Source organism: uncultured Acinetobacter sp., from assembly GCF_947624825.1.
Taxonomy (GTDB): domain Bacteria; phylum Pseudomonadota; class Gammaproteobacteria; order Pseudomonadales; family Moraxellaceae; genus Acinetobacter.
This window is the reverse complement of sequence record NZ_CANQLZ010000061.1, coordinates 1-12,441: the sequence shown is the minus strand read 5'-3', so window position 1 is coordinate 12,441 and position 12,441 is coordinate 1. Positions and strand designations below refer to the sequence as shown.

At 39.1% G+C, this 12,441-nt stretch carries 9 protein-coding genes and 1 pseudogene; 7 read left to right on the top strand and 3 right to left on the bottom strand.

Features of this window, described 5'->3' with window-relative positions:
* Positions 1-75: 75 nt before the first annotated feature.
* A pseudogene (locus Q0017_RS11710) lies at positions 76-357 on the bottom strand (DDE-type integrase/transposase/recombinase); the annotation flags it as partial.
* 493 nt (positions 358-850) lie between these two features.
* Here Q0017_RS11710 and Q0017_RS11705 point away from each other — a divergent pair.
* Entirely contained in the window at positions 851-1,975 is a 1,125-nt protein-coding gene (locus tag Q0017_RS11705; RefSeq protein WP_298147002.1) for a hypothetical protein, read from the top strand.
* Here the strand turns inward: Q0017_RS11705 and Q0017_RS11700 are convergent.
* Positions 1,964-2,608 carry a helix-turn-helix domain-containing protein gene (locus Q0017_RS11700; RefSeq protein WP_298146999.1) on the bottom strand — a complete coding sequence of 215 codons (645 nt, stop codon included), beginning with the start codon at positions 2,606-2,608 and terminating at the stop codon, positions 1,964-1,966. The genes Q0017_RS11705 and Q0017_RS11700 overlap by 12 nt on opposite strands.
* Positions 2,609-2,707: 99 nt before the next feature.
* Here Q0017_RS11700 and Q0017_RS11695 point away from each other — a divergent pair, with 99 nt between their 5' ends.
* The 6 genes from Q0017_RS11695 (at position 2,708) to Q0017_RS11670 (ending at position 8,276) form a co-directional block, all read left to right on the top strand.
* A complete protein-coding gene (locus Q0017_RS11695) occupies positions 2,708-2,869 on the top strand; it encodes a Cro/CI family transcriptional regulator (protein ID WP_298146996.1) in 162 nt (53 codons plus the stop codon).
* Between the two features lie 201 nt (positions 2,870-3,070).
* Complete coding sequence (locus Q0017_RS11690; protein ID WP_298146993.1) at positions 3,071-3,988, top strand: helix-turn-helix domain-containing protein; 918 nt, start codon at positions 3,071-3,073, stop codon at positions 3,986-3,988.
* A 91-nt stretch (positions 3,989-4,079) separates the two neighbouring features.
* A complete protein-coding gene (locus tag Q0017_RS11685) occupies positions 4,080-5,708 on the top strand; it encodes an HNH endonuclease signature motif containing protein (protein WP_298146991.1) in 1,629 nt (542 codons plus the stop codon).
* Between the two features lie 225 nt (positions 5,709-5,933).
* Positions 5,934-7,037 carry a hypothetical protein gene (locus Q0017_RS11680; protein WP_298146988.1) on the top strand — a complete coding sequence of 368 codons (1,104 nt, stop codon included), beginning with the start codon at positions 5,934-5,936 and terminating at the stop codon, positions 7,035-7,037.
* An 11-nt stretch (positions 7,038-7,048) separates the two neighbouring features.
* Positions 7,049-7,891: a hypothetical protein gene (locus tag Q0017_RS11675; RefSeq protein WP_297428698.1), complete on the top strand. Its 843-nt coding sequence runs from the start codon at positions 7,049-7,051 to the stop codon at positions 7,889-7,891.
* Positions 7,892-7,910: 19 nt separating this feature from the next.
* Positions 7,911-8,276: a hypothetical protein gene (locus tag Q0017_RS11670; RefSeq protein ID WP_298146985.1), complete on the top strand. Its 366-nt coding sequence runs from the start codon at positions 7,911-7,913 to the stop codon at positions 8,274-8,276.
* 146 nt (positions 8,277-8,422) lie between these two features.
* Here the strand turns inward: Q0017_RS11670 and Q0017_RS11665 are convergent.
* A partial coding sequence (locus tag Q0017_RS11665) for a UvrD-helicase domain-containing protein (RefSeq protein ID WP_298146982.1) occupies positions 8,423-12,441 on the bottom strand: 4,019 nt, incomplete at its 5' end.

Genomic DNA, 12,441 nt, shown 5'->3' with positions numbered 1-12,441 from the left:
CTATGATAAGATTAACCCGTTAGGTCAGGTGGCTTAACTTAAATAAAAAAGTCTCCGACAAACCCGGTACGGTTCAAAGCGTCGTTCCATACTCTGCACGAGTACATCACAGACCATCTCACTGCTGATCCCTGCGGTCGTTACAGCGTAGCTCATGATCTCACGATCACAGCAGTCTAGGCTAAAGATCACTCGTACCTTTTCGCCATTCCAACATTTAATCTCAAAGCCATCGGAACACCAACGCATATTCGATTCTGAGACAATAACTTTACCTTCATGTGTACGATCATTTTGAAGTGGCTCAGATCGAGTCAGGAGTAAATCATTCTGCTTCATGATACGGTAGATACGCTTTCTCTTGACCTGTAACGTCTACGACGCTGAACAGATGTAATAACTTCAATACGTTCCATAAGACACTCCTTAACTCTAGTTCTATGCCTAGGTCTTAATTGTGAGTGTCCGTTTTAATTGGGGGTTAATACATAAAAATCTTAGCGTAGAAGCGCTGTATCATGCAATAAAAGGCTTTGAGGTGATGAAGTTTAGATTTTTTATACCAGACTGCGATAAAGATGATTTCCGATAAGCAAAGAACACCTAATCGCTGTCTGACTTTAGGATTTTCTTGTTTTAGATGTTGCCAATAGATGGCTTCATTTTTTTGAAAAAAATCATCAATGGTGCAAAATAAAGTTGTAAACTCGAACATAAGATGACTAGTTAATAAGCGTGTGTCGTAACTCACTTATCAACTCAGTCATCTTTTTTTTCAACTGAATTTCTTATCCATGATTCGGGTTATGAATAATATTATTAGTATATTGAAAATATGGGAGTGGATGAAATGCCTTATATGCTGAGTCTAATGTATATCCTAATAATGCTAGGGGTTTATTTATTTTTACTCCTGCTTCCTTATTATATTGCTTACTCTTTGATAGAACCGTCAAGCTTTTTAGGGGTTGTAGGAGTATTTGTGCTTGGTTCTATTGTTGTGCCACTAACAATCGGCACAGCTTTTTTATTTCTAGGGGGAATAGGAGGCATATTTGCAGTCTTTGGAAAGATTAAATCATCTTATCAGAATGAAACTATAGGAGATCATCATCCCATCAAAACGATTAGTCCTTTAGACCCACCATTAGATACTAAAAGACGCAAAAGAAGAACGATCGTGTTGGTAATGCTATTCACAGCAATAGGAATCACCATAGCTACTCTTTTTATTTACGCCGTACAAGATTATCAAGAATTAAGCATGCCTAGTGAGGTGCAAGAACATAGCCTTGAAAATATTGGAGATGCAGAAGAGAGCAATAGTGATCTAGATGAACTATATTTAGCAACAGACGTACAATCGGAAGACACGAGTACATGGGAAAGTAGAGAGCCTATTGAGGATGACTATTCATTAATGAGCAAGGCTGTCAAACAAGTATTTGATACTATTTCTTTGTCTGGTATTAGTGGGACTGCAAAACAAGTTAGAGATTGCTATGTCAACTCATCAAATACTGCTTTGTACTGCATTTACCTAGATAATGCTGCACGCCTATTTGATAAAACTATGGCGGAACAGGCTGGATTGGCAAGAAATGAATATTTGGCAGATGCAAGAGTACAAAAAAGAAATCAAGAATACTATTATCTTCCTCATGGGCATATAGCCAATGCAGAACAACATACAAAGAAAATGGAAAGTGAGTTGATGTACTTTCTTGCTCAGGAATATGAATTGCGATACTCAAGTAAAAATAACAATGAATCTACTCAATCCAGGTTACCCGATCAACCCAATGATCTTTTAGCTAATTCGCCTACTACTATTAATGCTGAAATGAATCAGGGTACTATACATAAGCAGCATAATATTTCTGAAGTCGATGTCGAAACTTTGATGAGAGAGGATAAGATTTCTGAAGAAAAAACTCCTCTATCTATTGAAGAAGATGATGATTTAGACGAATGATGTAGTTCGCCAAAATCCTACCACTTTAGCCACAATTTTAAATGATCCCGTTAACGGTATTGTTTGTTGTGGCCATTTTTCATTTAAGACCTGCAAAAACATTCCTTCTGTTTCTAGTACTAAGCGCTTAAATAAAGCTTCTTCATACTCTTGATTTTGTACAATCACAAAATCACCTGTCTTAAGTTGTTCTAATTTTATGTTGGTTGTCACATAAATATGATCATTCGGACGGAACTCTGGCAGCATAGATTCACCCAGTACTTTTAGAGCGTAGCAGTCTTTAACCATATTAGGATGGGCAGCAAGCCAATCTTTATGATTTGCGTCGATATTGTTTAATGATTCTGGCTGATTAGCTTGTTTCCAAGAGAGTAGAGGAATGAGGCGACTAGTTAGGATGTAGTTATTATCCTCCTCTGTATTATCAATTGTCTTACCTTGCATAAGGTAAGTTGGACTTACCCCTAGAATTTTACTCAAATGAACCAAGCTATCATGCTTTGGTAAATTGTCGCCTTTTTCCCAATAAATAATAGATGTTTTAGACACTCCAATTAATTCAGCAAGTTGTTGTTGTGTAATATTTTTCTCTTTACGTAGCTGTCTTAACCGAGTGCCTAAATGATCCATATATGTATATCCAATTCAGATGTAATGAATCTTACCATTTGACATGGTAATTTTTATTATGTTTAATAAGGTAAGTAAACTTACCTTGTGGTGTAAATGATGACTAGGCAAGAAGCATTAGCTGCCATGCAATGTAATGTAACGCAATTATCTAAGGTGCTTGGTATTAGTACCCAAGCGATTAGTCAATGGAAAAAGGAGAAGATTCCATTAGTACGTGAATATCAAATAAAAGATTTACTTCGAAAGAAGAATACTTAACACCCTGAATCTAAAAAAAAGCCTGACATGCAGGTCAGGCTTTTTTAGGAACTCAAACGACAGAGGTTTGAATATGCAAAGAAAATTATCACAGTTGCCTGTAAATGGCAATACGCTTCGTGCTGCTCAAAATATGCAGGAGCGAAACAATCCCCAAGTTATAGCATTTTCTCGTTGGCTTAAAGCAAGTGAGGTGGAGCGATGAGCTTAGATGCAACCAATTGGGCATGGAAACTTCAACTCAATGAAAAGCCAGGGGGTAGCCGTAAACCTCTAAAACGTTTACTACTCTTATCATTGGCTGATCGTGCAGGGGAAGATCATTGCTGTTACCCAAGCATGGCACGTTTAGAGCGAGATACCGGCCTTGAACGTAAAACCGTGCTTAAAATTATTGCTGAGTTGCTTGAAGAAGGATTAATTGAGGATACAGGTGAACGTAAAGGGACTACGAAACGGGTTAAAGTCTACCGTTTAATGGGCATTTACGGGCGAGAAATGATGCCAAATCCGGCACCATTAAAGCAGACCAATAGTGCCAATAACGGCACGACTAATCATGCCAACAACGGTACTTTAAATAGTACCGTCAACGGGACACAGAATCTCCCAAAGAATCTTTCAGAAGAATCTAAAAATAAAAATACTTGGCTTGATGTTGAAAAACTTGAAACAGAAATATTTTTGGCGAACGATCAGATCCCATTTCAAGCCCTGATCACGGCGCCATGGTTTGAAAGGGAACGCCGTGCTTTTGAGATTTACAATCAAGATCGCCTCAGCAATGCCAATTTGATGCTTTATCACTTTGCTGATTGGCTCATCCATGCTTACAGCCACAAATACAACAAGCCTCATCCATCTCAGCCCACGACGGATCAACCCAAACGATCAGGCTCGACACAGATGAGTACCAAGCAAATCCATTATTTTGCCCAAAAATTGGCACAGCATACGGGTTTTGCCTGTTGTTATGCCGAGGTTGGTGAAAGCTTAGCGGGCTTTAGTTCTCGAATTGCCAAGTTGTTAAAAGACCCAAAGCAACAACAGGCTTGGCAAAGTTATCTCAGCGATGTGGGTTTTCAGGCTCAATCTATAGCTTCAACTTCACCCATGTAATTTGATTTTCAACCAACTTTATTAACTTCACGTCCTTCATATGCCCATTTTCATGGGTAGGGGGACACTTGACTTAAAAAAGGAATATCACATGACACAAACCATGTTACTCAAAAACATGCTGCAACGTTCGCCAATGATTGCTTATCCTGAGCAAAGCCTACTAGAACGTGATGATTTTGATATCACTTTAGCTGATTTTGCACAAAGCGATATCATCAATAAGCTTTATAAAGCCGACAACCAACGTTCTACAGAATATTGGAGTCTGCGTGACATTATTCGTTTTATTATGTTATGTACCCAAGATCCGAACACTTGGCTGACATTTTTATATTGGAAAGATCAAAACGGTGCCATGTACTTGATTGATGGTGGTCATCGTTTATCGAGTCTTTATGCATGGATTAAGCGCTATTTTGTGGATGAGCAAGTCAGCAATGCACCGAAGTTTAGCGCAACCCAAAAAGAAGAATTACGCAAAATTCGTAAAGCATTGGGGAAATATGCCGACTTTCAAAACATCTTAAACAGTGATCTCGAAGAGCTACAACAGGCCAAGTACAACATCCAACACCTAAAAATGCGTTTTGTGCAGGTCGTGGGTTCACCAGAAGATGCCCGTCGGGTCTTTGAAAGTATTAACTCTGATACCAAAAGTTTGGACAAAAACGAAGCCTACCATTTAAGCCATCGTGGTACACCGCGTTATTATGTGGCTTCCGCATGCTGTTATCTAGATGACAACAAAAGTACGCTGATGTTGTTAGGGAGCTCACTTGAAAATGAAATGATTGAACTAGGTGAAAAGATTCATCATCTCATTTTCCGACATATGCTGTTAGATACCTATATGACGCATGGAAAGCGTATTGGTGTTGTGTATGAGCTGTTTAATATTTTGACCAAAGATGATGCACAAACCTATGTATCAGGGGCAAGTATAGCCAATGAAGTCTTACATCATTTACAACGACTCTATGCGGTACTGACACGGATGATGACCTCACCCTATGATCCGCATTTAGTGAGTTTAGGTTTACATCCGCAGCTTTACTTTTTCAAAGATACACGTCTGCAAATTACCTCATTCTTAGCATGGTTTAGCATTATGTCCGAGATTCATGATCAGCGTAAATTGCGAGAATTCACGGCAATTCGCTGTAAAGTAGAAAACTTGATCGCCAATTTCCCCATCATGATTACTGAAACGATTGGTAAATATGGTAGTGGGGTGAAAGGACATGAACGTCTACAATTAGTGTATTTGGCTTTTATTGAAGTGGCCAAACGCATCGATGTGAATACCAACGATACGCAAACCATGAACACCATCGTTATGGCATTTTCGAAAAGCTTTCCTTACATTAATTTTAGTGAATTCTTTCAACAAAATTTTGAGCCCAATTATGATGAGGCTTTGGTGGGTGAAGTATCGAGCTATATCTTAAATTTGATGCCTTCGACACGAAAACATGCCACACCTTTTTCAAGTTTTACTAAAGCTTTAATTCAGCAAAAGATTAAAGTGGCGCGACATAACTTTTGTGAAGTCTGTGATGGCTTGCTGCATTTAGACAGTATTGAGTATGACCATATTATCGCACGCTCAGTCGGAGGGCCGAGTGATGTTGAAAATGGCACCTTACTTCATCCTTACTGTAATCGTTTTAAATCAGATCGAGAGCTCGAAGAGGCGCGTGCCGATTTATTTGGATAAGAACTGATGGGATCGCTTGATCACCGTTAAAACGTGGTCAAGCTCTATCTTGAAGTAGATTATTTAGTTATGAAGCTTAAAGTGACTTTGTCTTAATCTCCATGTAACGTAAAATACATTTATAAATCATGGATTAAAAAAGATTGCACGACAATTCATGATAGTGTCTCAAGGTAAACGAGACGGGTGCAATAAAGAGCTTGATAAAACATGGGGGTAAGCAGAATGTTAGATTGGCAACAGTGGAAAGATGCAAATCGTTATAAAATTCAACATATCGTTGGATATGAAGAAAAATTTGTAGACGAAATACTGAGCCAAATCCCTGATATCACCCCTAATGACGTGGTTGCCCAATACCCGTTTAAGGACAGTCAAGGTGGCAACCGCTATATTGACTTTATGATTATTAATGACAAAAAAGGTTATAAACTTCCCATTGAGTTAGATGGTTATGCAAAAATAAATAATAAGGGATATGAAGTATTTAATGACTTTCTAGAACGCCAAAATGACTTAATTCAACAGTTTGGCATCGTATTACGCTACACCAATAAAAAAGCATTCAACCAACAGCAGCAGGTCATTCGTGAGATTCGACAAGCTTTGAAGATGCAAGCTAGTCGACAAATTAACAGTGTTTCAAAGCAAAAACAAATTCAAGTTCTGATTCAAGAATATGAGGCAAAAATTGCAGAATATGAAAAAAGTCGTATAACATCCCATCAAAATCAAGTAGTTGAAGGGACGAATGAATTGGCCCAAGTTCGAAAGGGCCTTGATAGATTCAAACACAACCAACATACACAGCTTCAAAATGTTCAGAAACAGTTGAGCGACATTAAAAATCAACATAATAAAGAGCTTATTTCGGTTAAAAAACAAATGCATAAGCATATTTATGTCGGTGTTGGACTTATTGCGAGCATGGCGCTAGGTACCCTCTTTTACATTCAAGCTCAGGCCTTACCCAATGATGAAAGTGCACCCCTCAAATCTGACAATCAAGTATTAGTGCAAGACAACAATACGATCGCGAGTGATCATTATGGCGCTATTCAAGCCGTACAAACTGCACAATATATAGGTGAAAATAAGGTGGTGTGTGGAAAAATTGCTCAATATAAAGAATTTTCTAAAGGTGTGTATTTAAATTTTGATGAGCCATATCCAAACGCAACCTTCACTGCTGTAATTTGGGATAATTATTCTCATGTGAGTCAAAGTCTTAAGAACGTAGAAAACACGACACTTTGTATTCAAGGGACAATTGATGAATATAAGGGCAGACCTCAGATGATTTTAAGTTCATTGGATCAAATTGTTTAAAGAGTGATGAGATGATTGAATTCATAATTTTTCTTATAGGGTTGGTCGCACTTAGCGTAGTGGTCGGCATTTGTAATTTTTTTTCAGATACTTATGCTGAGATGAAACAAAAGGAAAAATATGAATTTGAGCAGAAGAAAAAACAAGAGGCCTTAGCCTTGGAGATACAGAGAAAAGCTGCTGAACAGGAATTAGAATTAAAAAAGCAAGCCGGTCTTGATCCACTCTATCAACAACAGTACCGAACAAATAAGCGATACAAGATAATTATTGGATGCTTACTTACGACTATTGTTTTTTTCATTGGGTATTTCCTACTTTCAAAGCAGTATGTAACGTCAAAAACAGCTCAATATATATCTTCAACGTTAAATGAAATCCATCATGTCCCACAAAATGAGCAAGTGAGGGAGCAAGACCAGCAACATAGATCTGAGCCACTGTTAAGCACGGATGATCTAAAAGTAGAGCAGCAGGTATTTTCAAAACAAGAATCAATGGATGATACTCATGCTTTTAATCAAACCGTTGTTCAAAAGCCACTTGAAGTGGGTCAAGACAGTGAAGAACATTCTGGTTTTTCTACAATTTCAACAGATGAGGCTGATGAATATATTGGTGAAATGATGACCGTTTGCGGTAAAATCAGCCAAATTTCATATACATCAAAAGCAACCTATATCAATTTCGGTGACAAATACCCGAAACATACATTTAGTGGTGTAATTTGGTCAAACCATAAAATACCACTCATGGAGGGCATGCCTACGTGTATTCAGGGTTTAATACAAAGTTACAAAGGGGTTGCTCAAATTATTATTGATTCTGTAGAGAAACAGGTTTCTCTTTATTAAATACTAAAATAGGTATCTTATGCTTAAAAATATTTTGTTATTGTCTTTGTTATCTATGGCAAGTTTTAATGTCTTTTCTCAAGAGCTTAAAATTGAAGCCATTAAAGCGCCATTTCATGTTGGCAAGAGTGTTATGGCCTGTGGTCAGTTGGCAGAGGTCAAACATTTTGACAATCGCCACTATTTAAATCTTGATAAAAAATATCCTAATCAATCACTGACGCTTTTGGTATGGGATAATAATTACAAGTGGTTTGAAGAGCGTTTTGGGCGTATTGATCATATGGTTGGTCAGCGTTTTTGTGCTCGTGGGACCATTGAAGAATATAAAAACAATTTACAAATCAAGGTCAATAATCCTCAATTTTTAAGATTGATGAAATAAAAATCCCATTTTCCTCAGATCAAAAGCTCTAATAAGTATAAACAAGTTGATAAATCCTCGGGATTGATCCTATGGATATATTATCTTAGATTTTCATTTAGTATCTGATGTCATTGGGGAAGCAGCCCCCAATGCACCTAGTATTACTATAAAGCACGACGAATTTTCAAAGCGGGAATAAAGACATAATGACTTTGTTCTTGACCCTGATAATTTGCTCGCTCATAGAATGTTTTATCTGCCTGATAATAATCGATGATTTGCATTCCGACACAAGTGACTTCTTTCACTTGTGCTTGCATACGATATAAACGTTGTGATGTGGACTTTGAAAAAGCACCAATTACACCCTGTGGAGCGACAATTTCAATGCGCTCAAAGGTCTGATCTTTTTTCAATTTAATATTCAGACTGACCTGTTCAGACAGTGAAAAATGTTGATTTTTAGCAATCTCTAAAATATTTTGTCGCCCTCTGTCTTGTACAATTGGATAGTAAGACAGATACATATCGGCTAAACCAAATTGCTCAAAATAGCTAATCTCGTCAATGACAGGTGCAGGTTTAAATTGCAAGGAGGGAAGACCGAGTTGAGCAAGATGGGGCCGTATATGCACATCATACTGATGTTGCCAACGGCGATCGATTGGTTGGATGAGGGTAAGACTTTGTTTGGCACGGGTCAGGGCCACGTACATGGCACGAATTTGACTTTCGGCATCATCCTGAGCTTGGCCGCGCCATTGGTCATAAATATAGACATGCTCATACTCACAGCCCTTAGCAGAATGATATGTACTTAAAATCACACGATCGGTTCGATTTTGCTCAGGTGCTATGCGGAGTAAATCGAGCATTTGTTGACAGCTTAAATCTCGATAGCCTGCAACACGCTGTTTAAGCATGTGCCAACTAATATCCTGTCGATTCCACTGTTGATCAGTTAACCATTGATCTAAATAGGCAGTCGCATCACCCTCAATAATTTCTAAAGCAGGGCGTGCTTCAAGTTCAGCAAATAAATGCTTGGCGTAAAAACTATCTGCCAACAAATCTAAGCGATCATTTTTATTTAACAATTGAAAACGAATCCCTGCTTCAGTCAAGGCATGTTGGATGACTAATAGCTCACTCCATTGCCGTGCTAAAATCGCAAAATTTGACCAACATGCGGCTTGATCTGATGCAGTATTGTTTTGCTGTTCGGCAAAGCGAAGTTGCAGATCTTCGACCAACCATTGAATTGCATCTAAACCATGCTGCTGTTGGTAATAACCAAAGCGGATATTGCCCATGGAGGGATTATTGGCACGAATCGAATGTTCAGGGCCTTTTAAACGTTGTGTTTGTGGCAAGCTATGTTGAATATAGGTATTAGCTAAAGTAATCACATCTTGAGGGCTACGATAATTATCTAATAGATAAAAGATATTCTCTTCGGGGATTTCATAATCATCTTTAAAATTTTGAATATATTTAATATTCGCCCCTCTAAAACCGTAAAGATTCTGATCATCATCACCAACAGCCACTAAAAAACCTTGTTGGCTAATTTCATCTTGATCATCCTCATCACGTTGCATGCCTGCTAGATGCGAAATCAACTGATATTGCACATCATCAATATCCTGAAATTCATCCACCAAAATATATTGGAAGTATTGTGGGTGATCTTTTAAATCGGCAACCGCCTGTTCTAATAACCACTGATATTTGGCCTGTTGATCCGTTGTCGGGGCTTGATTTTCATGGATATTGGTTAAATGGCGTGCTAAGCCATGAAAGGTAAAGATATGAATACGAAACGCATACTCGAGTCCAATCAAGTGGGTTAAGCGCTGACGAATTTCAAATACCGCTTGACGGTTATAGGCCAACACTAAGATTTTTTCAGGATCAATATTGCGCAGCATGACCAAATTGGCCACACGATGCACAATAATGGTGGTTTTACCTGAGCCTGGACCTGCAAGTACAAGCATTGCACGGCGCTCATCGTCGGCGATAATCTCGCGTTGGGTGTCATTCAAATACTCAGGAAAAATGAGAGCTTCGTAATTGACCAAATGGGCCTGTTTGGCTTGATCGGGATCTTCTAAGTAGCGTTGGCAGACCTCTTGAATGTCTAAGTTAAAGTAGTCATTGAGCATCGGCTTACGCTGTGCAGGGGGTTGTTGTAACCATGCCTTCATCAGATGTAAACGGCGATTACGATCTTGATAATGTTTTTCTAAATAACGATAGGCAACACCAGAGTGTAGACGTCCTACCGTTTTTTGACCTGCGGCTAAATCAATAAAGAAGATCTTTTGGGTTTCATCATCTAAACGACTGACGTTTAACCACCCAAACTGTTGCATGATCTCAAGATGTTCTAAAAATGTTTCAACCTCGACTTCATACTCTTCGAGAAAATCATCCACGTTGAGTTGCTGACTGGTATTTCCATCGTCAGGTAGGCGCTGTTGCAACAGATCGAAGCTATGTTGGAGTTGATCGAGTAAGTGACGCGTTTGCTTTAACCAATCTTGCCAAGAATGCGCTTTATCACGTGATTCTAATCTTAAGCTGTATTTATTTTCTTTGAGATTGACTAACTTAAAGACTTTAAACATGTAAAAGATGTCACGGGCTTTCACACGATAGCTACGCTGACTTAACCAAGTGTCGAGTTGGCGTAAATCAATGCGCGTGACATCTTCAGGTGGATAGTGCTGCCAACATTCTGAAATGGCCTCAAGGGCTTGATATTTTTCGCGTATCTTACGTTGGGTATAGGCATAACGGTGCGTAAAGCGAATGCGTACTTCGCAGCTCCAACGAGCACAGCCAAGTTTCACCAAATGTCGCACACCGTTGAGGAGTTGACGTACACTCATCCCCAATGCCACCGAGATTTCTGGTAAATACAATTGTACTTGTTGGTTTTGGTTAACCAATAACGGGGCTAAACGTTGGTAGAGATCGGCTGCACGTGTGCTGTGTGCTTGAGGTGCATCTAACAGTTGCAAGCTTAATAAAGCAGGCAATTGATCTTTTTCAACCAAGAGGCCATAGCGTTCGAGGGCCAATAATAAAACTCGAATTTGGGTGAGTAAGGCCTCATCTTCAAAGGATAAATAAGGCTGTAGTTCTTGTGAGGTAAACCAACGCTCTTCAGGTGGACGCTTTAAAGTCGGTAAAATGACATGCTGCCAACAATCGGCCAAGACTTTATGACCGCCCAATTCACTGGCAATATTTTTACGGACTAAACTGTCTAAATCGTGTGGACTCCAAAATAAAATCGCCTGCCCATATTCACCTTTTTTACGTGCAGCACGACCAATTTCTTGTAAATACGATTCTAAATTATTGGGTGGACTATAATGAATCACCGTATGGATCGTGGCACGGTCAATGCCCATACCAAAGGCATTGGTACAAATCACCACATCAAGTTGATGCTGTTTAAAGCGCTCTAGGACCTCTTTTTTTTGCGTACCGGTTAAACGTGAGTGATAAGCTGCAGTGAGAAAACCTTGATGAGCTAAATCTTCGGCGAACTCTTCGGTTTTATCGCGATTTCTCACATAAATCAGTACCACAGGATGTTGGGAATCTAAATCTTCAATATTGACGCTTTCGCCTGCGCTACGCTCAGGAAAGATCTGTTTTAAAATTTTAACAATTTCCACCAAGCGATCGTCTTTGGGAACTTCGCGAATATCAATGTCAATCTCGTCACGCCATACATTTTGTGTTGGTTCCATCATGACAGTTTGCATCGGTACTTGTAATAGATGCTGTAGAGGTGTGACGACCTCTTTTTCAATTTCGTTTAAGGCACGCTGAGAAGCAGTTGCTGTAACTAACATGAGCTGTGGACGTGTACCTTCTTCAGCCTGTGCATAGCATTTGGCAATCGATTGTCCAATGCGCATAAAGTCAGGGCGAAAATCTGTCCCCCATTGGCTAAAGGTATGTGCTTCATCGACCACCCAAAGTGCAGGGCGGCGACGTTGCAACAAGGCTTGAATACTATGTGTGCGTAGACGCTCTGGACTGACATACAGTAAATCGATATTGCCTTGCCAAATCTCCTCTAAGATACGTTGTTGTTCTTCAGCATGTTGGCCTGAAATTAAGCAGGCTGTGCGTGAGCCCCACGGCTGAAGCTGTTGTA